Raw genomic sequence first — 21,748 nt, forward strand, 5'->3', positions numbered from 1 at the left:
CAGGCTCCGGCTGTCGGTCAGTCGAAGTAGAGCGTCCAGACCTTGCCCATGGTGGTGGCGTAGCCGTAGGAGTTCTCCACCTTCGAGCGCCACTTCCAGCGCCCGCGCTCGGGGGCGTAGATCCGCGTCTTGAACACGCCCGCCTCGTCGGTCTTGATCTTCTTGACGACCTTCCACTTGCAGGTGCCGCACTTCTTCTTGAGGATCTTCACCTTCTCGTTGGCGTAGGGCACCACCGTGCCGTCGGCCAGCGGCTGCATCACGGTGCCCTTGAGCTTGAAGGCGTTGTAGGAGACCTGCTTGGTGTCCGGCGGGACCTCGTCGATGATGCGCTTGGGGTGCGAGGCGCTCGCGCTCGCGCTGAGCACGCCAGCGACGAGCAGTGCGGCGACCAGGGCCGCCAGGACGGTGCGGAGTGTCCGCATGGTTGATTCCCCCTCGAGAAACGGTGATGTGACTGACCTGTCGGGGTTCCCCACCCCGAGACCGCACCATCGTAGGCGACAGCCCGCACCTAGACTCCCGGAGTGCCAGATAGCCGTCGCGGACTGATCTTCGGAGCGGCGGCGTACACGCTGTGGGGCACCTTCCCGCGCTACTGGACGCTGCTGGAGCCGGGCGGCGCGATCGAGATCCTGGCGCACCGCATCGTCTGGTCGGTGCTGACGATGGCGGTGATACTCGTGCTCGCGCGGCGGGTGCGCCACGTCCGTGCCCTGCTGCGCGACCGCCGCCGGCTGCTCCTGATCGCCTGCGCGGCCGTCGTGATCACCGTCAACTGGGGTGGCTACATCTGGGGCGTCAACAACGGCCGCGTCGTCGAGACGTCGCTGGGCTACTTCATCAACCCGCTCGTGACGGTGCTGATGGGCGTGCTGGTCCTCGGCGAGCGCCTGCGTCGCCTGCAGTGGGTCGCGATGGCCATCGCCTTCGTCGCGGTCGTCGTCCTCACTCTCGACTACGGCCGGCCGCCGTGGGTGGCCCTCCTCCTCGCCTTCTCGTTCGGCACCTACGGCCTGCTCAAGAAGCAGGCCGGCGTCGGTGCGGTCGAGAGCATCACCGTGGAGACGATGGTCATGGCGCCGTTCGCCGCGGCGTACCTCGGCTGGCTCGTGGCGGCAGGGCAGTCCAACTTCGGTACGCACGGAGTCGGGCATGCCTTCCTGCTGACCACGACCGGCATCATCACCGCGGTGCCCCTGATGCTCTTCGGCGCCGCCGCGATCCGCGTCTCGATGGTCTCGCTCGGGCTCCTGCAGTACCTCGCGCCGACGATCCAGTTCGCCCTCGGCCTGCTCGTCTTCCGCGAGGACATGCCCGCCAGCCGCTGGATCGGCTTCGGCCTGGTGTGGGTCGCGCTGACGATCTTCACCGTCGAGGCCGTCAACCACCGTCGCCGGCAGCTGCGGCTGGTGGCGCAGGCCAGCGCGGCCTGAGCACGCCCCCGTCGCTGGTCGAGCAGGGCGGCCGCTGGTCGAGCAGGGCGGCCGCTGGTCGAGCAGGTCGCGCACCGACCGTGTCGAAACCCCCTCCAAGCCGGTGGTCGAGGTGCGAGCCCTTCGAGACGCCTCGTCCCTCAGCTCCTCAGGATGAACTCCGCGAGCCTCGAAACCACGTTCAACCTCGTGGGCCACGCGCTCGTCCACAGCCTTCGCCAGAGCCGTGGTGACTGTCGGTGGGCTCCCCTAGGATCGAACACATGATCGACGAACTGGCTGCCGAGGCACGAGGGGTCGCGGACGACCTCTCACCCGCCGACCTGCTCGCCACGATCAAGGCCTCCCGTGACGTCGAGAACTCCGAGGCCGCCCGCCAGCTCGCTCTCGCTGCCCGCTGGGCCGACCTGCACCCGCCGGAGTCGATCCACGACGCGGCGTCGTTCACGGTGCCGGGGTCCCAGCACGAGGAGCCCATCGCGGGTGAGGGTGCTCCGCTGGTGGCGGAGTTCTGTTGCGCCGAGCTCGGCACCGTCCTCGGGATCACGTCGACGGCGGCGAAGAAGCTCATCGGCCACGCCCTCGAGCTCCGTCACCGCCTGCCGCGGTTGTGGGAGCAGGTCCACGCCGGGCAGGTGCCCGCTTGGCGGGCGAGGCTCGTCGCGGACACCACGATCCACTCCTCGCCCGCATTGACTCGTGAGGCGGCGGGGTTCGTCGACGCGCAGGTCGCGGCCGTCGCCGGACGCATCGGCACCGCGCAGCTCGACCGCCTCGTCGCCGAGACCATCAGGCGCTACGACCTCGCGGTCGCCGACCCCACGAAGGATCCCGAGGACGGCTACCTGCACGTCGACCCACGTCACGTCACCGTGGACACCGAGGACGTGCACTACGCCGGCACGATGCGGATCGAGGCCGAGGTCGACATCGCCGACGCCCTCGACCTCGACCGCGCCCTCGCCCACAAGGCTGAGGAACAGAAGGCCCTCGGATCCCTGCTGCCGCTCGACGCCCGACGCGCCAAGGCCCTCGGGGACCTCGCACGGACCCAGACTGCTCTGGATCTTGCCGGCGGCGACGCCGACGAGCCGGACCTGCCGGCCGCGCGTGCGGTCGTGATCCACGCCCACGTCGACGCCTCCGTCTCCGGAGACACCACGGTCTTCGGTCCCACGGGCCGGATGGAGAACGGGCAACGCCTCGTCCTGCTCGAACAGGTCCAGTCCTGGTGCGCCGACTCGCGGACCCGGGTCACCATCACGCCCGTCATCGACCTCAACACCACGCTGACCGCGCAGACGCGGAAGGTCCCGGCGACGATCCGCGAACAAGTGATCCTGAGAGATCGCACGTGCGTGTTCCCGTTCTGCTCCCGACCTGCCCGGCGCTGCGACGTCGACCACATCATCCCGTGGGACGACGACGCCCACGCCGAGGGCAGACCCCAACCCGGCCCGACGACCACGAGCAACCTGGCCTGCCTGTGCCGGTTCCACCACCGCCTCAAGACCCACTCCGCCTGGCGCTACGCCATGGTCGCGCCCGGGGTGTTCGAGTGGACCTCACCCCACGGCCACCGCTACCGCCGCGACCACACCGGCACCACCGACCTCGACCCACCCGGCATCGCACGACCCGGCATCCCACGACCCCGCCGACGATGACCCCGCCCCACACCCCGTCACACCTACCACGTGGCGGGGCCACAGGGACGTCCTGGCGAGAACAGCGCGCCGTGCAGCGGCGGCGCCCCCGTCCAGGGTCGACCCAGGCGTCCAGCTGCCCTCCGGCCCGACGCACTTCTGCGAACCGCCCTCAACGCGGCAGACGCCATTGGATCCGGCCGGGGCCTACGTTCACTCGCTCAGAAGGCTGTCCGCCTCGCCGAGGGGATCGAGGCCGACCGACCACGTGGAGGTGGAGCTGCAGGTGCGCGGCTGAGTTCTCGACCGCCGCGGCAAGATGTCGGCATGGAGATCGCAGACGCCCTCGCCGCCGTACGCCGCAACCACCAGGCAGTCCTGGTCACCATCAAGCGGGACGGCAAGCCGCAGCTGTCCAACGTCCTCGCCGGCGTCGGTGACGACGACGTGATCCGGGTGTCGATCACCACCAGCCGTGCGAAGTACGCCAACCTGCGGCGCACGCCCTGGGCGGCGGTGCACGTCGACGGTGACAGCTTCTGGTCCTATGCGGTCGTCGAGGGCGACGTCAGCCTCTCCGAGGTCGCCGCCCACCCGCACGACGCGGCGACCGACGAGCTGGTCGAGCTCTACCGCTCTCTGGCGGGAGAGCACGACGACTGGGAGGACTACCGCGCCGCGATGGTCCGTGACGGGCGCGTCGTCGTGAGGGTCACGCCCACACACGCCTACGGCCTGCTGCGCTGATGCTGAGCTCCCGGCCAGTCGACTCAGTGGTCACCGCCGCCTAGGGGCGCACCAGGAGACCCCGGGTACGGGACTGCCCGCAGTGGGCGGTCGTGCCCGACCACGGCGCGCATGGGTCGGCAGACCCACGTGCGCCCGGGACCATCAGGACCGGGACGACCCGACGACCCGTCCGCGGCCGTCTGCTCGGGCTGGGTGCCCGGGCGCGTCCGGAGAGTCCCGCGGCGGCTGAGACCGCGTGCTCGGGTGGAGGGACACGCGGCGGCGCGACGGTCGATCCAGGAGGCGGGAAGCTCCCGCCGCACGGGATCGGGTGATCGAGATGCGGACCTCACTTCTGGCGGCGACCATCGCGGTGGGGCTGGCGACGGCGTTGGCGACGCCCGCGCTGGGCGCGGCACTCGGGGGCGACCCCGTCAGCTCGTCGACGATGACCACGCGCGCCGCCGCCCAGGTGTCGGCCGCACCAGACGCACCGGCCGCACCGGCCGCGGAGCCCCCGGCGGCCTCCGTCATCTTCAACGACCCGACCGGCGACCGGGCCGCGCAGAACCGCATCGCCGACCACATCCGCCGCGCCATCGAAGCCACCCCGCGCCACGGCACGATCCGGATGGCGGCGTACAGCTTCGACCGTCCCGACATCGCCGACGCCCTCGCCAAGGCGTGCACGCAGCGCCAGGTCACCGTCCAGGTCGTCCTCAACGACAACTTCGTGTCCGGCTCGTCCCGCGAGCTGCGGCGGCTCCTGGGTGCGGACGCGCTGTCGAGCCGCGCCGCCTGCGACCCCGGCAGCGAGGCCGGACCGGGCGCGGCGCCGAGCTTCGTCAAGGTCTGCCACGCCAGCTGTCGGCTCGGCGACCGCGGGAACCAGCACATGAAGGTCTACCTGTTCTCCTCCAGCGGCGACCAGCCGCACGTGGTGATGCTGGGGTCCGCCAACCTGACCGGCTACGCCGCAGGGGTCCACTGGAACGACCTCGTCACCCTCACCGGCAGCCAGCAGCTGTACGACGACTACGGCCGGGTCTTCGACGAGCTCGCCGCCGACCGCCACGTCGAGGCGCCCGAGGTGCGGGTGACGCACGGCGACGTCACGACGAGCGTCGCCGCGGGAGCGTCAGCCACCCCCGACTCGGACGCCGTCGCCGAGCGCCTCGCAGGCGTCACCTGCGACGCGCTGCCGGGCACCGGGGAAGCCGGCCGGACCGTCGTCCGGATCAGCATGTACGGGTGGCGCGGCCAGCGTGGCCTCGACCTGGCGCAGGGGGTGGGCCGGCTGAGTCGTGCAGGATGCCGGGTCCAGGCCCTGGTGAGTGCAGCCGGGCCGGACGTCGTGGAGACGCTGCTGCGCGCCGGCGTCCGCGTCCGGAGCGCCTCCCTCGATGTCGACGGGAACGTCGCGACCGGGTTCGAGGACTCCGGCTGGGAGCACTTCGTCCACGAGAAGTGGATGTCGGTCGACGGCACCTGGGACGGCACGGCCACCCGAGCCGTGTGGACCGGCTCCGAGAACTGGTCCGACGTCTCCCTGCTCAACGACGAGCTGGTCGTCATGATCCCACGGCCCCGGATCCACGACGCGTACGTCGCGCACTTCGACACCGTCTGGAGCGGGCACTCGCGGGAGCTGGCGCCGGCACCCCAGCAGGTGTGAGCCGACGCCGCGAGCCGGCGTGGGTCAGGCCGTCCGGGTCGCCACGATGTCGGCGAAGGACTCGAGCGCCTCCCGGACGGGACCGGGGTCGAGGGCCTCGAGCAGCTTCTTGGCGCGGGCGGCCTCGGCGAGCACGTGGTTGCGCGCCCGGTCCATCGCGGGGTGCGTACGCATCAGCTCGAGCGCCTCGGCGTGCTCGGCGTCGTCGGTGAGCGGGCGACCGAGCAAGGACAGGAGGCGCGCGTCGGCCGGGTCGGTCGAGGCCTGCGCCATGAGGACCGGGAGGGTCGGCACACCCTCGCGGAGGTCCGTGCCGGGGGTCTTGCCGGACGCGTCGGACTCCGCCGCGATGTCGAGGATGTCGTCGGTCAGCTGGAAGGCCGACCCGACGATCTCGCCGTAGGCGCTGAGCGCCTCGACGACCTCGGGCCGCGCACCGCTGAACATCGCGCCGTAGCGCGCCGAGGTCGCGATGAGCGACCCGGTCTTGCCGGCGACCACGTCGAGGTAGTGCGCGAGCGGGTCCTCGCCGGGCCCGGGCGGGACCGTCTCCATGATCTGGCCCTCGACGAGGCGCGTGAAGGTCTGCGCCTGGATGCGTACGGCCTCCGGGCCGAGGTCGGCGGTGAGCTCCGAGGAGCGGCCGAACAGGAAGTCGCCGGTGAGGATCGCGACGTTGTTGCCCCAGCGGGCGTTGCCGGTGGGCGCACCGCGGCGCAGGTCGGCCTCGTCCATGACGTCGTCGTGGTAGAGCGAGGCGACGTGGGTGAGCTCGACGACGCAGGCCGCGGTGTGCACCTCGTCGGCGTCCGGGTCGGGCCCGGTCTCAGCCGCCAGCAGCACCAGCAGCGGGCGGAACCGCTTGCCGCCGGCCATCATGAGGTGGGTCGCGGCCTCGGAGACGAAGTCCGCACGCCCCCGGCAGTGCCCGGCGAGCAGCTCCTCGATGCGTGCCAGCCGCTCGACCAGCCGCTGCTCGAGAGCGGGGTCGACGACAGGCATGGCGAGGGGAGAGTCGGTCACCTGATGAATTCTCCCGCAACCGCCGCCAGGTCGAGCACCGGCCCCGGCAGCACACCGAGGACAAGGGTCACCGCCGCACCGACGGCGATGGTCGTCGCGGTCAGCACGGACGGGTACGCGACGCTCGGGCCGGCCCCGACGGGCTCGTCGAAGTACATGACCTTGATGACCCGGATGTAGAGGAACGCGGCGATGATGCTGGCGAGCACCGCCGCCACGACCACCGGCCAGGCGCCCGCGGCCAGCGCCACGGAGAACACCGCGAGCTTGCCGACGAACCCGGACGTGAGCGGGATGCCCGCCATCGCGAGGAGGAAGAACGCGAACACGGCCGCCACCACGGGCGACTCCTTGCCCAGGCCGGCCCAGCGGTCGATGGCGGTGGTCTCGCCACCGCCGTCGCGCACGAGGCCGACGACCGCGAAGGCGCCGATCGTCGCGAAGCCGTAGGTGGCGAGGTAGAACAGCACCGCCTGCACCGACGAGATCTCGCCGATGGCCAGCTGCTCGGAGGCCTGCACGCCCAGCACGCCGGTGAGGATGAAGCCGGTGTGCGCCACCGAGGAGTAGGCCAGCAGCCGCTTGATGTCGCTCTGCGTGATCGCGAGGGCGGCGCCGACGAGCATCGACAGGATCGCGATGATCCACAGCATCGGCTGCCACGACCAGCGATCGGCGCCGAGTGCGACGTAGAACAGGCGCATGATCGCCCCGAAGGCCGCGACCTTGGTGCCGGCGGCCATGAAGGCCGTGACCGGGGTCGGGGCACCCTGGTAGACGTCGGGGGTCCACGCCTGGAACGGCACGGCACCGACCTTGAAGAGCAGGCCGACCGACAGCAGCCCGGTGCCGATCAGCAGCAGGCTCGAGCTGCCCACGTCGTTGCGCACGGCCTCGTTGATCGCGGCGAAGTCCATGGAGCCCGCGAAGCCGTAGAGCAACGCCGCGCCGTAGAGGAAGAAGCCGGAGGAGAACGCGCCCAGCAGGAAGTACTTGAGCGCCGCCTCCTGGCTGAGCAGGCGGCGACGCCTCGCCAGGCCGCTGAGCAGGTAGAGGGGCAGCGACAGGATCTCGAGGCCGACGAACATGGTCAGCAGGTCGTTGGCGGCCGGGAACAGCATCATGCCGAACACCGCGAACATCATGAGCGGGTAGACCTCGGTGTGCTCCCGGTTGGCCGCGATCGACGCGGTCTCCGCATCGGTGCCCGGCACGGCGGCTGCCTGGCCGGCGAAGGCCGAGACGCCACCGTCGAGGTGGCGCTCGGCGAAGAGCAGGACCCCGGCGATCGACAGCGCGAGGACGAGGCCCCAGATGAACAGGCTCGGCCCGTCGACGGCGATGGTGCCGCCGACCGCGAGGATGCCGCGGGCGGCGCCCTCGTCGTACGTCTGCACGTCCTGGGCGACCAGCACCACGCCGACGAGGGCGAGGACGAGGCCGCCGATCGCGAGGACCACCTGCACGGGGTAGCGCAGCGTGCGCGGCAGGAACGCCTCCACGACCACACCGAGGCAGGCGACGCCGAAGACGACCAGCAACGGCCAGATCTCGAAGTACTCGATGCTGGGCTTCACGAACTCGGTCACTGGGGACCACCCTCCTGGCCGATGCCCACCGCCGCGAGGGAGTCGTGGACGAACGGGTTGATGACGTCGAGCAGCGGCATCGGGTAGAAGCCGAAGAGCACGAGCGCGAGCAGCAGCGGCGCGACGATGCCGACCTCACGCCGGTCGAGGTCGGCCACCGGGGCGACGCCGTCGCGGCCCGAGCCGGTCATGGTGCGCTGGTACATCCAGAGCGCGTAGAACGCGGCCAGGACGATGGCCAGCACGGCGACCGAGCCGACCAGCCAGTGGTGGTCGAAGGCCGCGATGATGACGAGCATCTCGGAGACGAACGGCGAGAGGCCGGGCAGTCCGCACGCGGCGAGGCCGGCGACCAGGAAGAAGCCCGCCAGCACCGGGGCGCTCTTCTCGACGCCCGCCATCTGGCGGATCGACGCCGTCCCCGTCCGGTGGATCAGGAACCCGGCGACCAGGAACATCAGCGCGGTCGCGATGCCGTGGTTGACCATGTAGAGGATGGCGCCGGAGCTGCCCGTCGGGCTGAACACGAAGATGCCCAGCACGATGAAGCCGAAGTGAGACAGCGACGTCAGGCCGATCAGGCGCAGGACGTCGTCCTGGCCGATCGCGACGAGTGCGCCGTAGATGATCGAGACGAGCGCGAGCACCACCACGACCGGCGTCGCCCACTGCGAGGCGTCGGGCAGCAGGCCGAGGCAGAACCGCAGCATGCCGAACGTGCCGATCTTGTCGAGGATGCAGACCAGCAGCACCGAGGTGCCGGTGGTCGCCTTCTCCGTGGTGTCGGCCAGCCAGGTGTGCACCGGGAACATCGGCGCCTTGATCGCGAAGGCGATGAAGAAGCCGACGAACAGCCAGCGCTGCGTGGTCTCGTCGATGTCGAGCGCTGCGAGGTCGCTGATCAGGAAGCTCGGGGTGCCGGCGTCGGCCGAGACGACGTAGAGGCCGATGACCGAGGCGAGCATGATGAGCCCGCCGGCGAGCTGGTAGATCAGGAACTTGGTCGCCGCCCGCCCCCGACCGGCCCGGCCGAAGCCGCCGATGAGGAAGTAGGCCGGGATGAGCGTGGCCTCGAAGACGACGTAGAAGAGCAGCACGTCAGTGGCGGTGAAGACCGCCAGCGACATCGCCTCGAGCGCGAGGGTCCAGGCGAAGAACGCCTTGACGCCCCTGTTGCCCTCCGCGTCGGCCTCCCGCGAGCTGGCGAGCATGACGATCGGCACGAGGACGACGGTGAGCAGCACCATCAGCAGGCCGAGGCCGTCGACGCCGAGGGCGTAGTGGACGCCGAGCGACTCGATCCACGTGCGGGTCTCCTCGAGCTGCATCCCCCCGCCCACGGAGTACCGGGTGGCGACGACGATGCCGACGACCAGGGTCGCCGCGGCGAAGCCGAGGCCGACCAGCCGTGCGAGCGCATCGGGCACGAGCGCCGTGACCAGCGCGCCGAGCAGGGGCAGCAGGATCAGGATGGTCAGGGTCATCGGAGGTTCACCGCCAGGAGAGCGAGGACGACCAGCAGGGCGCCACCGAGGAGGGACAGGGCGTAGGAGCGTACGAAGCCGTTCTGCACCCGCCGCAGGGTGGAGGACAGGCCGCCGACGGCGAGCGAGCCACCCTCGACGGCACCGTCGACACCGCGACGGTCGAAGGCGGTGAGCCCGCCGACGAGCCCGGCACCGGGGCGTACGACGACCGCGTCGTTGATGGCGTCGCCGTAGAGGTCGGCGCGCGCGGCACGCGTCGCGAAGGACACGTCCTGCGGGGCCTCGCGCGGGATCTCGCGCCTACCAACCAGGAACCAGGCGGCCGCGACGCCGAGCGCGACGACCGCGGTGATGATCAGCGTGATCACGATCGCCGGCAGCGGCGGCTCGTGGTGCTCGGCGTGACCCGTCACCGGCTCGAGCCAGGTGACGATCCAGTCGCCGAGCAGCAGCACACCGCCGAGCACCGAGAGGGCAGCCAGCACGATGAGCGGCACCGTCATCACCTTGGGTGACTCGTGCGGGTGGACGTCCTTCTCCCACCGCTTGCTGGTGAAGAACGTCAGCAGCATCAGCCGGGTCATGTAGAAGCCGGTGATGCCTGCACCGAGCAGGGCCAGCAGGCCGATCACGAGGTTCTCGGCGAGCGCGGACTCGATGATCTTGTCCTTGGACCAGAAGCCGGAGAAGCCCGGGAAGCCGATGATCGCGAGGTAGCCCATCGCGAAGGTCAGGAACGTGACCGGCATGGTCTTGTTGAGCGCGCCGTAGTGGCGCATGTCGACGTCGTCGTCCATCCCGTGCATGACCGAGCCCGCGCCGAGGAACATGTTGGCCTTGAAGAAGCCGTGCGTGAGCAGGTGGAAGATCGCGAACGGGTAGCCCACCGGGCCGAGGCCGGCGGCGAGCATCATGTAGCCGATCTGGCTCATCGTCGAGCCGGCGAGCGCCTTCTTGATGTCGTCCTTGGCGCAGCCGAGGATCGCACCCCACAGGAGCGTGACCGTCGCGACGACCACGACCGCGGTCTGCGCGACGGGCGTGAGCTCGTAGATGAAGTTGGCGCGGACCACGAGGTAGACGCCGGCGGTGACCATGGTCGCGGCGTGGATGAGGGCCGAGACCGGGGTCGGGCCCTCCATCGCGTCGAGCAGCCAGGACTGGAGCGGGACCTGCGCGGACTTGCCGCAGGCGCCGAGCAGGAGCAGCAGGCCGAGGGCGTTGAGCGTGCCCTGGTCGGCCTCGCCCGCCAGCTCGCTGACCGCGCCGAAGTCGGTGGTGCCGAAGGTCGCGAACATCAGCGCGATCGCCAGCGACAGGCCGATGTCACCGACGCGGTTGATGACGAAGGCCTTCTTGGCTGCGGCGGCGGCGGACGGCTTGTGCTGCCAGAACCCGATGAGCAGGTACGACGCCAGGCCGACGCCCTCCCAGCCCAGGAACAGGCCCACGAAGTTCGCCGAGAGCACCAGCGTGAGCATGGCGGCGACGAACAGGTTGAGGTAGCCGAAGAACCGGCGGCGGCGCGGGTCGTGCTCCATGTAGCCGATGGCGTAGACGTGGATCAGCGAGCCGACACCGGTGATGAGCAGCAGGAACAGCGCGGCCAGCGGGTCGTAGAGCAGGTCCATGCCGACGGTGAGCGACCCGGTCTCGAACCAGGTCCACAGCTGCTGGCCGACCTGGCGCGCCTCCGCGTCGCGGCCGAGCAGCGACACGAACAGCACCAGGCTGAGCACGAAGGACAGCGCGGCCATCGCCGTGCCGACGAGGTGCCCGTGCTTGTCGACGCTCGCCCGGAGCGACGGCGGGAGGAACGGCGCCACGCCGAGCAGCAGGACCGCGCCGAGCACGGGCAGCGCGATGACCAGCCACAGCAGGTCGAAGACGCCGCCGGCACCCATGTCGGGCGCGACCACGGGCGCGTGGGCTCCTTCCTCGGCCATGGGCAGGCCGACGGCGAGCGCCGAGTGGGACAACAGGTTCACGAGCGCTCCCTCAGTACTTCAGCAGGCTGGCGTCGTCGACCGAGGCCGAGCGTCGGGTGCGGAAGATGGTCATGATGATCGCGAGCCCGATCACGACCTCCGCGGCGGCCACGACCATCACGAAGAACGCGGTGATCTGGCCGTCGAGGTTGCCGTGCTGGCGGGCGAAGGCGACGAACGCCAGGTTGCAGGCGTTGAGCATCAGCTCGACGCACATGAACACCACGAGGGCGTTGCGGCGGGTGAGGACCCCCACGCAGCCGATCGTGAAGAGGATCGCCGACAGGACGATGTATTCAGTCACTTGTCCACGTCCTTCTGCACGTCCTTCTGCACGTCCTTCTGCACGTCCTCTTCGGTGGTCGCGGGCGCGCCGGCCTTCCCCGAGGTCTCGGGCATGCTGGTCGGGTCGCCGTGGCCGTCGAAACCGCCGATCTGGCGACGTACGTCGTCGATGTCGTCGGCGAGCGCGGGAGCCGAGCGGACGGTGCCGCGGGCGGCGAGCACCCGCGAGACCGACGACTCGGCGGCCGTGCCGTCGGGCAGCAGCGCCGGGGTGTCGACCGCGTTGTGACGGGCGTAGACGCCGGGCGAGGGCAGCGGGCCGAGGTGCTTGCCGTGCTCGGCGTAGTCACGCATGCGCTGCGCGGCGAGCTCGGCCTGGCCGGCCTTCGGCGTGAGCCGCTCGCGGTGCGCGAGCACCATCGCGCCGACCGCGGCGGTGATCAGCAGGGCGCTGGTGGCCTCGAACGCGAAGACGTAGCGGGAGAACAGGATGTTGGCGACGGCCGGCACGTTGCCGCCGGCGTTGGCCTCGTCGAGGCCGACCACGACCCCGAACGTGACCTGGCTGATGCCGAGCACCAGCACGGTGCCGAAGGCCAGGCCGAGGACGACGGCCATCACCCGCTGCCCGCGGATGGTCTCCACGACCGAGTCGGTGGCATCGACGCCGATCAGCATCATCACGAACAGGAACAGCATCAGGATGGCGCCGGTGTAGACGATGATCTGCACCGCGAAGAGGAAGGGTGCGTCGAGCACGGCGTAGAGGAACGCCAGGCTGATCATCACCACGGCCAGCAGCAGCGCGGCGTGCACGGCCTTGCGGACGAAGAGGATGCCGAGCGCGGCGGCGACCATGATCGGGGCGAGGATCCAGAAGGTCATCGTGTGGTCCCCCTGTAGTAGTCGCCCTCGTCGTCGCCGAGCCGCATCGGGTGGGGCGGCTGCTCCATGCCCGGCAGCAGCGGGGCCAGCAGGTCGGACTTCTCGTAGATCAGGTCGGCCCGGTTGTTGTCGGCCAGCTCGTACTCGTTGGTCATCGTCAGCGCGCGGGTCGGGCACGCCTCGATGCACAGACCGCACAGGATGCAGCGCAGGTAGTTGATCTGGTAGACGCGGCCGTAGCGCTCGCCGGGGCTGAAGCGCTGGCTGTTGCCGTCGGCGTCCGGCACGTCGCTGTTGGACGCACCCTCCACGTAGATGGCGTCGGCCGGGCACGCCCACGCGCACAGCTCGCAGCCGATGCACTTCTCCAGGCCGTCGGGCCAGCGGTTCAGCTGGTGCCGGCCGTGGAAGCGGGGCGCCGTCGGGAGCTTCTCGAACGGGTACTGCTCGGTGACGACCTTCTTGAACATCGTCCGGAAGGTGACGCCGAACCCGGCGATCGGGTCCCAGAAGCTCTCCTTGATCCCCTTGGACTCCTGGCCGGGGCTCTGGGGGGACTCACTCATGGTTCTCCTCCGCTGCAGCGGTGACGGTGGTGCGTCCTCCCGACGAGTGGGCGAACGTCAGCGGCGCGGCGGCTCCGCGTACGGCGCCTCCCGCCGGCATCGGCGGGACGGGGAACCCGCCGGCGAACGCGTCGTGCGGCTCCTCGCTCGCCTCGACCGGGGCCTCCTCGGCCTTCTTCTCGCCGACGAACATCAGCCCGATGGTCAGCACGAGCAGGACGGCGATCGCGGCCACCAGGTAGGTGCGGTCGATGTTGCCCTCGAGCGAGATGACGCGGATGGTGGCGACGGCCACGATCCAGGCCAGCGAGACCGGGATGAGGACCTTCCATCCCAGCGCCATGAACTGGTCGTAGCGCATGCGGGGCAGCGAGCCACGCAGCCAGACGAACAGGAAGATGAAGATGAAGACCTTGCCGAAGAACCACAGCAGGGGCCAGTAGCCGCTGTTGGCGCCCTCCCACACGTGCTCGATGCCCCACGGAGCGGCCCAGCCCCCGAGGAACAGCGTGGTCGCGATGGCCGACACGGTGGCGAGGTTGATGTACTCGGCGAGGAAGAACAGCGCGAACTTCAGGCTGGAGTACTCGGTGTGGAAGCCGCCGACCAGCTCGCCCTCGGCCTCGGGGAGGTCGAAGGGGGCGCGGTTGGTCTCGCCGACCATCGAGATCATGTAGATGACGAAGGACGGCAGCAGGATCAGGCCGAACCACAGGCGGTCCTGCGCGGCGACGATCTCCGAGGTCGACATCGACCCGGCGTAGAGGAAGACCGCGACGAGCGCGAGGCCCATCGCGACCTCGTAGGAGATCATCTGTGCGCTCGAGCGGAGGCCGCCGAGCAGCGAGTAGGTCGAGCCGGACGACCAGCCGCCGAGGACGATGCCGTAGATGCCGATGGAGGCGATGGCGAGCATGAAGAGCACGGCCACCGGCATGTCGGTGAGCTGCAGCGGCGTCTGGTGTCCGAAGAAGTTGACCGTCGGCCCGAGCGGGATGACGGCCCAGGTGACGAACGCCGGCACCACCGCGATCACCGGCGCCAGGAGGAAGACGACCTTGTCGGCCGCCTTGGGGACGATGTCCTCCTTGAGCGCCAGCTTGACGCCGTCGGCCAGCGACTGCAGCAGGCCGAAGGGGCCGTGCACGTTGGGTCCGACGCGGTGCTGCATCCGGGCCACGACGCGACGCTCGAACCAGATGTTGAAGAGCGTCAGCAGCACCAGGATCACGAAGATGAGGACGGCCTTGAGCAGGATCACCCACCACGGGTCCTGGCCGAACGCGTCCAGCTCCGGGGCGGGCAGGTCCGCCGCGAGCGGCAGGACGCTCATCACTGCACCGTTCATCAGGAGGCTCCCTTCAGGGTGACCGTGCTGCCGGGCGAGGCCAGGTCGGCGAGGACGCCGCGACCGAACGACCGGGCCGGGACCCAGACCACGCCGTCGGGCAGGTCGGCGACCACGACCGGCAGCGTCACGCTGCCCCGGTCGCCGGTGATCGTGACGAGCTGCTCGCCTGCCGTCCTGGCCTCGAGCATGCCGAGGGCCGACTCGTAGGTGGCGCGGCTGACGCGGGCGACCGGCGTACGGGCAGTGGCGCGCAGGTGCACCTCGCCGTCCTGCATCGAGCCCAGGTCGATGAGCTGCTTCCACGTCGCGAGCGCGAGGGCGACCTCACCCTTCTTCGGGCCCTTGGGTGCCTTCGCGGCCTTCGGCGCCTTGCCGGCGTCGAGGGCGGGCCGGGCACCGTCCCACGGGCCGAGCGCCTGCATCTCGGCGCGCACCTCGGCGACCGTACGGAAGCCGAGCGGGCGGCCGCGCCCCACCGCGGCGAGCTCGTCGGCGATGCCGGCGAGGACGCGCAGGTCGGGCAGGGAGGCGGGGTTGGTGAAGACGGCGTCGAAGGAGCGGGGGCGCCCGTCCCATGTCACGAAGGTGCCGGCCTTGTCGGTCACCGGGGCGACCGGCAGGACGACGTCGGCCACGCGGGTCACGTCGGTCTCGCGCAGCTCGAGGCTGACCACGAAGCCGGCCGCGTCGAGGGCGGCGCGGAAGGCGGCCGGGTCGGCGGTGTCGTCGGGGTCCACACCGCCGACCACGACGCCACCGAGGTCACCCTTGGCGAGCGCGGCGACGATGGCGTCGCCGTCACGGCCGGCCTTGGCGGGCAGCGACTCCACGCCCCACGCGGCGGCCACGTCGACGCGGGCCGAGGCCTCGCCGACGGGGCGACCGCCCGGCAGCAGGGTCGGCAGGGCGCCGGCCTCGACAGCACCGCGGTCCCCGGCGCGGCGCGGCACCCAGGCGAGGCGGGCGCCGGTGCCGGCGGCGAGGTCCGCGGCGGCGCTGAGCGCCCCGTGGGTCTGGGCCAGGCGCTCGCCGACGAGGATGATCGCGTCCTTGGTGACCCCGTGCTCGGCGTCCTTGAGCGAGCCGATGGCCTCGACCTCGGCGCCCGGGGCGGCGGGCACGAGGCGGCCGTTCATCTTGGCCAGGCCGCGCGAGGTGAAGGGCGCGACGGAGACGACCTGCGTACGGCCTCGCCTTGCTGCCTTGCGCAGCCGTAGGAAGATCGTGGCGGCCTCGTCCTCGGGCTCGAGGCCGAGGAGCACCACGACCGGCGCGGCCTCGAGGTCGGCGTAGGTCACGTCGCCGGACAGCGCGACGTGGGAGGCGAGGAAGCTGGCCTCCTCGGCGCTGTGCGGGCGGGCGCGGAAGTCGACGTCGTTGGTGTCGAGGGCGACGCGGGCGAACTTCGCGTAGGCGTACGCGTCCTCGGCGGTCAGGCGGCCACCGGTGAGGACCGCGGCGGCGCCGGCGTCGCGGAGCCCGCGGGCGGCGACGGCGAAGGCCTCGGGCCACGACGCGGGGCGCAGCTCACCGTCCTCCCGGATCTGCGGGTAGGTGATCCGGTCCTCGACCTGGGCGTAGCGGAAGGCGAAGCGGTCCTTGTCGCTGATCCACTCCTCGTTGACCTCGGGGTCGTTGCCGGCCAGGCGCCGCATGACCTTGCCGCGCCGGTGGTCGACGCGGATCGCAGCACCGCAGGCGTCGTGCTCGGCCACGCCCGGCGTGGAGACGAGGTCGAAGGGGCGCGAGCGGAAGCGGTAGTCGGCCGAGGTGAGGGCACCGACCGGGCAGATCTGGATCGCGTTGCCGGAGAAGTAGCTCTCGTAGGGCTCGCGCTCGTAGATCGCGACCTGCTGGAGCGCGCCGCGCTCGGCCAGGGCGATGAACGGGTCGCCCGCGATCTGCTCGGAGAAGCGGGTGCAGCGCGCGCACAGCACGCACCGCTCGCGGTCGAGAAGGACCTGGGCCGAGATGTTGATCGGCTTGGGGAAGGTGCGCTTGACGCCGCCGGACTCCGCGAAGCGACTCTCCCCGCGGCCGTTGCTCATGGCCTGGTTCTGTAGGGGGCACTCGCCGCCCTTGTCGCAGACCGGGCAGTCGAGCGGGTGGTTGATCAGCAGGAACTCCATGACGCCCTGCTGGGCCTTGTCGGCCACCTCGCTGGTCGCCTGGGTGTTGACCACCATGCCCTCGGCGACCGGCAGCGTGCACGAGGCCTGCGGCTTGGGGAAGCCGCGGCCGTTGCCGGCGTCGGGGATGTCGACCAGGCACTGGCGACAGGCGCCGACCGGGGCGAGCAGCGGGTGGTCGCAGAAGCGCGGGATCTGCACGCCGACCTGCTCGGCGGCGCGGATCACCAGGGTGTCCTTGGGGACGCTCACCTGCACGCCGTCGATGGTCAGGGTGACCGTCTCGACCTCGGTGCGCTCAGGGGTGGTGGTCATGCGTCAGCTCCGACAGGTGAGAAGACGGTCGAGGCTGCCGGGTCGAACGGGCAGCCGCCGTGGGTGAGGTGCGCGAGGTATTCGTCGCGGAAGTACTGGATCGAGCTCGAGATCGGACTGGTGGCGCCGTCGCCGAGCGCGCAGAACGAGCGGCCCAGGATGTTGTCGCACTGGTCGAGCAGCAGGTCGAGGTCGGCCTCGCTCCCCTGCCCCTTCTCCAGCCTGGCCAGGGTCTGGGTGAGCCACCAGGTGCCCTCGCGGCACGGCGTGCACTTGCCGCACGACTCGTGCTTGTAGAACTCCGTCCACCGCAGGACCGCGCGGACCACGCAGGTGGTCTCGTCGAAGAGCTGCAGCGCGCGCGTGCCGAGCATCGAGCCGGCCGCGCCGACCGCCTCGAAGTCGAGCGGCACATCGAGGTGCTCGGGCGTCAGGAGCGGGGTGCTCGATCCGCCGGGCGTCCAGAACTTCAGCTCGTGGCCCTCGCGCATGCCGCCGGCGAGGTCGATGAGCTCGCGCAGGGTGATGCCGAGCGGGGCCTCGTACTGGCCAGGGTTGGTGACGTGGCCGGACAGGCTGAAGATGCCGAAGCCGTTGGACTTCTCGGTGCCCATGCCGGCGAACCAGCCCGGGCCGTTGACGATGATGCTCGGGACCGAGGCGATCGACTCGACGTTGTTGATGACGGTCGGGCTCGCGTAGAGGCCGGCGACCGCGGGGAACGGCGGGCGCAGGCGCGGCTGGCCGCGGCGGCCCTCGAGGCCCTCGAGCAGGGCCGTCTCCTCGCCGCAGATGTAGGCACCGGCGCCGGCGTGGACGATCAGGTCGAGGTCGTAGCCGGAGCCGTGGATGTTCTTGCCGAGGTGGCCGGCCAGGTAGGCCTCCTGCACCGCGCGCTGGAGACGGCGGATCACGTGGAGGACCTCGCCGCGCACGTAGATGAACGCGGTGTTGGCGCGGATCGCGTAGGAGCTGACGATCACGCCCTCGACCAGCGTGTGCGGGCTGGCCATCATGAGCGGGATGTCCTTGCAGGTGCCCGGCTCGGACTCGTCGGCGTTGACGACGAGGTACTTGGGCTTCGGGTTGTCCTGCGGGATGAAGCCCCACTTCATGCCGGTGGGGAAGCCGGCGCCGCCGCGGCCGCGCAGGCCGGACTCCTTGACGGCGTCGATGACGTCGTCGGGCGCCATCGCGAACGCCTTGTCGAGGGCGGCGTAGCCACCGCGCTCCTCGTACGCCGCGAGCGTCCAGGCGCGCTCGGCGTCCCAGTTGTCGGTGAGGACCGGGGTCAGTGTGCTCACTTGTCTCCCTCCGGAGCCGTCCAGCCGTTCTCGCGCGCGATCTTCAGGCCGGCCAGCGAGGCGGGACCCGCGGCCGGGCCCTCGTCGGCGCGGTCGTCGGGGAAGCCCGCGAGCACACGCTCCGCCTCGCGCCAGGTGCACAGCCTCGGGCCGCGGGTCGAGTGGACCTCGTTGCCGGCGCGGAGGTCGTCGACGACCTGCACCGCGGACTCCGGCGTCTGGTTGTCCATGAACTCCCAGTTGACCATCATCACCGGGGCGTAGTCGCACGCCGCGTTGCACTCGATGTGCTCGAGGGTGACCTTGCCGTCCTCGGTCGTCTCGTCGTTGCCGACGTCGAGGTGCTCCTTGAGCCGCTCGAAGATCACGTCGCCGCCCATCACCGCGCACAGCGTGTTGGTGCAGACGCCGACGTGGTAGTCGCCGACGGGCTTGCGCTTGTACATCGTGTAGAAGGTCGCGACACCGTTGACCTCGGCGGCGCTGATGCCGAGGATCTCGGCGCACGCCTCGATGCCCTCGGGGGTGACGCGCCCCTCGACGGACTGCACGAGGTGCAGCATCGGGAGCAGGCCGGAGCGGGCCTCGGGGTAGCGGGCCGCGATCTCACGCAGCTCGTCCCAGGTCTTGGAGTCGAGACTCATCGGTCGACGCCTCCCATCACGGGGTCGATGGAGGCGATCGCGACGATGACGTCGGCGACCATGCCGCCCTCGCTCATCACGCTCGTCGCCTGCAGGTTGGTGAAGGACGGGTCGCGGAAGTGCGCGCGGAAGGGACGCGTGCCGCCGTCGGAGACGACGTGGGCGCCCAGCTCGCCGCGGGGCGACTCGATCGGGACGTACGCCTGGCCGGCCGGGACCCGGAAGCCCTCGGTCACCAGCTTGAAGTGGTGGATCAGCGCCTCCATCGACTCGCCCATGATGTGGCGGATGTGGTCGAGGCTGTTGCCCATGCCGTCGCTGCCGATGGCGAGCTGGCTGGGCCATGCGATCTTCTTGTCGCCCACCATGACCGGGGCACCTTCGAGGCCGGCGAGGCGGTCGGCGCACTGCTCGACGATCCTGAGCGACTCCCACATCTCGTTGAGGCGGATGCGGAAGCGGCCGTAGGAGTCGGCCGTGTCCCAGGTCTGCACCTCGAAGTCGTAGTCCTCGTAGCCGCAGTAGGGCTGCGTCTTGCGCAGGTCCCAGGCGTAGCCGGTGGAGCGGAGCACCGGGCCGGTGAGGCCGAGCGCGAGGCAGCCGGCGAGGTCGAGGTGGCCGACGCCCTCGAGGCGGCCCTTGAAGATCGGGTTGGCGTTGCAGAGCGCGGCGTACTCGGGCAGGCGCTTCTTCATCAGGGCGATGAAGTCGCGGATCTCGTCGAGGGCGCCGGGGGGCAGGTCCTGCGCGACGCCGCCGGGGCGGAAGAACGCGTGGTTCATCCGAAGGCCGGTGATCAGCTCGAACAGGTCGAGGACGAGCTCGCGCTCGCGGAAGCCGATCGTCATGACCGTCAGGGCGCCGATCTCCATGCCGCCGGTCGCGATCGCGACCAGGTGGGAGGACATCCGGTTGAGCTCCATCAGGAGCACGCGCATGACCTGCGCCTTCTCCGGGATGTCGTCCTCGATGTCGAGCAGGCGCTCCACGCCCAGGACGTAGGTCGCCTCGTTGTAGAACGGCGAGAGGTAGTCCATGCGCGTGCAGAACGTGACGCCCTGCACCCAGGAGCGGTACTCCATGTTCTTCTCGATGCCGGTGTGGAGGTAGCCGATGCCGCAGCGAGCCTCGGTGACCGTCTCGCCCTCGAGCTCGAGGATGAGCCGGAGCACGCCGTGCGTGGACGGGTGCTGCGGCCCCATGTTGACCACCACGCGCTCCTCGGCGGACTCGCCGATGCTCTGCGTGATCGAGTCCCAGTCCTGGCCGGTGACGGTGAAGACCTTGCCCTGGCTGGTGTCGCCGGGCGCTGCGTAGAAGTCCTGCTCGGTGGTCATCAGTTGTAGCTCCTGCGCTGGTCCGGCGGAGGGATGGAGCCGCCCTTGTACTCGACGGGGATGCCGCCGAGCGGGTAGTCCTTGCGCTGCGGGTGGCCCGGCCAGTCGTCCGGCATGAGCACCCGGGTGAGAGCGGGGTGGCCGTCGAAGACCAGCCCGAACATGTCGTACGTCTCGCGCTCGTGCCAGTCGAGCGTGGGGTAGATGCTCACCAGGCTCGGCAGGTGCGGGTCGCTGTCCGGCGCGGTCACCTCCACGCGGATGCGCCGGTTGTGGGTCATCGAGGTGAGGTGGTAGACGGCGTGCAGCTCGCGTCCGGTGTCCTCGGGGTAGTGCACGCCGCTGACGCCCGAGCAGAACTCGAAGCGCAGCGCCTCGTCGTCGCGCAGCATCTGCGCCACGAAGGGCAGGTCCTCGCGGCGTACGTGGAAGGTGATCTCGCCGCGGTGCACCACGACGCTCTCGATGGCCGCGGTCAGCTCGGTGGCCTCCAGGCGGGCCTCGAGGGCCCCGGCGACCTCGTCGAACCAGCCGCCGTAGGGCTTCTGCGAGGGCGCCGGGAAGACGGTCGCGCTCACCAGGCCGCCGTAGCCGGAGGTGTCGCCGGTGCCGGAGGTGCCGAACATGCCGTGGCGGACGCCGACGGAGCGCACCTCGCCCGTCGGGGCCGGGACGTTCTCCGGGGACTGCTCGGGAGCCGGCTGCTCGACGCCGCTGCCGGTGCCGGCCTCGGCCTTCGCCGCCTCGAGGTTGCGCTCCTCCGCGGGACGAGCGGCCTTGTTCTCGTCGGTCTTGTCGTCGCTCACCGGAGGAGGCCCTTCATCTCCGAGGTGGGCAGGGCGCGGAGGGCAGCGGTCTCGAGCTCGGCGATCTCGTTGGTGCGGTTCACGCCCAGCTTGGTGGTCTGCACCTGGTCGTGCAGCTTGAGGATCGCGTCGATGAGCATCTCCGGGCGCGGCGGGCAGCCGGGGAGGTACATGTCGACCGGGACGACGTGGTCGACGCCCTGCACGACGGCGTAGTTGTTGAACATGCCGCCCGACGAGGCGCACACGCCCATCGCGAGCACCCACTTGGGCTCGGGCATCTGGTCGTAGATCTGGCGCAGGACGGGAGCCATCTTCTGGCTGACCCGGCCGGCGACGATCATCAGGTCGGCCTGGCGGGGGCTGGCCCGGAAGACCTCCATGCCGAAGCGGGCCAGGTCGTACTTCGGGGCGCCCGTGGTCATCATCTCGATGGCGCAGCAGGCCAGCCCGAAGGTGGCCGGCCAGAACGACGCCTTGCGCATGTAGCCCGCGACGCCCTCGACGGTCGTCAGCAGGACGCCGCTGGGCAGCTTCTCTTCAAGTCCCATGG

19 protein-coding genes are annotated in these 21,748 nt (G+C 70.6%); 4 read left to right on the plus strand and 15 right to left on the minus strand.

Annotated features, from left to right (window positions below; all coding sequences use genetic code 11):
- Positions 1–17: 17 nt before the first annotated feature.
- Positions 18–425: a hypothetical protein gene (locus tag EXE59_RS00835; RefSeq protein WP_135837207.1), complete on the minus strand. Its 408-nt coding sequence runs from the start codon at positions 423–425 to the stop codon at positions 18–20.
- Positions 426–527: 102 nt separating this feature from the next.
- On the opposite strand from EXE59_RS00835, the gene rarD reads away from it, so the two are divergent.
- From rarD to EXE59_RS00855, 4 genes are all read left to right on the plus strand, one after another.
- Positions 528–1,436 carry an EamA family transporter RarD gene (gene rarD / locus EXE59_RS00840; protein WP_135837208.1) on the plus strand — a complete coding sequence of 303 codons (909 nt, stop codon included), beginning with the start codon at positions 528–530 and terminating at the stop codon, positions 1,434–1,436.
- A gap of 263 nt (positions 1,437–1,699) precedes the next feature.
- Positions 1,700–3,103, plus strand: a complete 1,404-nt coding sequence (locus tag EXE59_RS00845; protein WP_135837209.1) for an HNH endonuclease signature motif containing protein — start codon at positions 1,700–1,702, stop codon at positions 3,101–3,103.
- Positions 3,104–3,409: 306 nt separating this feature from the next.
- Positions 3,410–3,829: a PPOX class F420-dependent oxidoreductase gene (locus tag EXE59_RS00850; RefSeq protein WP_135837210.1), complete on the plus strand. Its 420-nt coding sequence runs from the start codon at positions 3,410–3,412 to the stop codon at positions 3,827–3,829.
- Positions 3,830–4,151: 322 nt separating this feature from the next.
- Entirely contained in the window at positions 4,152–5,486 is a 1,335-nt protein-coding gene (locus EXE59_RS00855) for a phospholipase D-like domain-containing protein (RefSeq protein WP_135837211.1), read from the plus strand.
- A 24-nt stretch (positions 5,487–5,510) separates the two neighbouring features.
- On the opposite strand, the gene EXE59_RS00860 is transcribed toward EXE59_RS00855, so the two are convergent.
- The 14 genes from EXE59_RS00860 to EXE59_RS00925 all read right to left on the minus strand — a co-directional run bounded on the left by EXE59_RS00860 (position 5,511) and on the right by EXE59_RS00925 (position 21,746).
- Complete coding sequence (locus EXE59_RS00860; RefSeq protein ID WP_246056406.1) at positions 5,511–6,509, minus strand: polyprenyl synthetase family protein; 999 nt, start codon at positions 6,507–6,509, stop codon at positions 5,511–5,513.
- Positions 6,506–8,098 (minus strand): NADH-quinone oxidoreductase subunit NuoN, encoded by a 1,593-nt coding sequence (nuoN, locus tag EXE59_RS00865; protein WP_135837212.1) that lies wholly within the window; start codon positions 8,096–8,098, stop codon positions 6,506–6,508. The genes EXE59_RS00860 and nuoN overlap by 4 nt, the downstream gene beginning before the upstream one ends.
- Complete coding sequence (locus EXE59_RS00870; protein ID WP_135837213.1) at positions 8,095–9,582, minus strand: NADH-quinone oxidoreductase subunit M; 1,488 nt, start codon at positions 9,580–9,582, stop codon at positions 8,095–8,097. The genes nuoN and EXE59_RS00870 overlap by 4 nt, the downstream gene beginning before the upstream one ends.
- Positions 9,579–11,489 carry an NADH-quinone oxidoreductase subunit L gene (gene nuoL / locus EXE59_RS00875; protein WP_135841031.1) on the minus strand — a complete coding sequence of 637 codons (1,911 nt, stop codon included), beginning with the start codon at positions 11,487–11,489 and terminating at the stop codon, positions 9,579–9,581. The genes EXE59_RS00870 and nuoL overlap by 4 nt, the downstream gene beginning before the upstream one ends.
- 94 nt (positions 11,490–11,583) lie before the next feature.
- On the minus strand, positions 11,584–11,877 hold the full coding sequence (gene nuoK / locus EXE59_RS00880) for an NADH-quinone oxidoreductase subunit NuoK (protein ID WP_135837214.1): 294 nt from the start codon (positions 11,875–11,877) through the stop codon (positions 11,584–11,586).
- Positions 11,874–12,743, minus strand: a complete 870-nt coding sequence (locus EXE59_RS00885; protein ID WP_135837215.1) for an NADH-quinone oxidoreductase subunit J — start codon at positions 12,741–12,743, stop codon at positions 11,874–11,876. Before EXE59_RS00885 ends, nuoK begins: the two co-directional genes overlap by 4 nt.
- Positions 12,740–13,309: an NADH-quinone oxidoreductase subunit NuoI gene (nuoI, locus tag EXE59_RS00890; RefSeq protein WP_135837216.1), complete on the minus strand. Its 570-nt coding sequence runs from the start codon at positions 13,307–13,309 to the stop codon at positions 12,740–12,742. Before nuoI ends, EXE59_RS00885 begins: the two co-directional genes overlap by 4 nt.
- Positions 13,302–14,642 (minus strand): NADH-quinone oxidoreductase subunit NuoH, encoded by a 1,341-nt coding sequence (gene nuoH, locus EXE59_RS00895; RefSeq protein ID WP_425464528.1) that lies wholly within the window; start codon positions 14,640–14,642, stop codon positions 13,302–13,304. The genes nuoI and nuoH overlap by 8 nt, the downstream gene beginning before the upstream one ends.
- A 14-nt stretch (positions 14,643–14,656) precedes the next feature.
- Positions 14,657–17,104: an NADH-quinone oxidoreductase subunit G gene (locus EXE59_RS00900; RefSeq protein WP_135837218.1), complete on the minus strand. Its 2,448-nt coding sequence runs from the start codon at positions 17,102–17,104 to the stop codon at positions 14,657–14,659.
- Positions 17,101–18,408, minus strand: a complete 1,308-nt coding sequence (gene nuoF / locus EXE59_RS00905) for an NADH-quinone oxidoreductase subunit NuoF (protein ID WP_135837219.1) — start codon at positions 18,406–18,408, stop codon at positions 17,101–17,103. Before nuoF ends, EXE59_RS00900 begins: the two co-directional genes overlap by 4 nt.
- Positions 18,405–19,052, minus strand: coding sequence for an NADH-quinone oxidoreductase subunit NuoE (gene nuoE, locus EXE59_RS00910; protein ID WP_135837220.1), 648 nt, complete (start codon positions 19,050–19,052; stop codon positions 18,405–18,407). Before nuoE ends, nuoF begins: the two co-directional genes overlap by 4 nt.
- Complete coding sequence (locus EXE59_RS00915; RefSeq protein ID WP_135837221.1) at positions 19,049–20,389, minus strand: NADH-quinone oxidoreductase subunit D; 1,341 nt, start codon at positions 20,387–20,389, stop codon at positions 19,049–19,051. Before EXE59_RS00915 ends, nuoE begins: the two co-directional genes overlap by 4 nt.
- The gene (locus EXE59_RS00920; protein ID WP_135837222.1) at positions 20,389–21,195 is read right to left on the minus strand and encodes an NADH-quinone oxidoreductase subunit C; all 807 of its coding nucleotides are present in this window, start codon (positions 21,193–21,195) and stop codon (positions 20,389–20,391) included. Before EXE59_RS00920 ends, EXE59_RS00915 begins: the two co-directional genes overlap by 1 nt.
- The gene (locus tag EXE59_RS00925; protein ID WP_135837223.1) at positions 21,192–21,746 is read right to left on the minus strand and encodes a NuoB/complex I 20 kDa subunit family protein; all 555 of its coding nucleotides are present in this window, start codon (positions 21,744–21,746) and stop codon (positions 21,192–21,194) included. The genes EXE59_RS00920 and EXE59_RS00925 overlap by 4 nt, the downstream gene beginning before the upstream one ends.
- Positions 21,747–21,748: the final 2 nt, after the last annotated feature.

Source organism: Nocardioides eburneiflavus (genome assembly GCF_004785795.1).
In the GTDB taxonomy this organism is placed as follows: domain Bacteria; phylum Actinomycetota; class Actinomycetes; order Propionibacteriales; family Nocardioidaceae; genus Nocardioides; species Nocardioides eburneiflavus.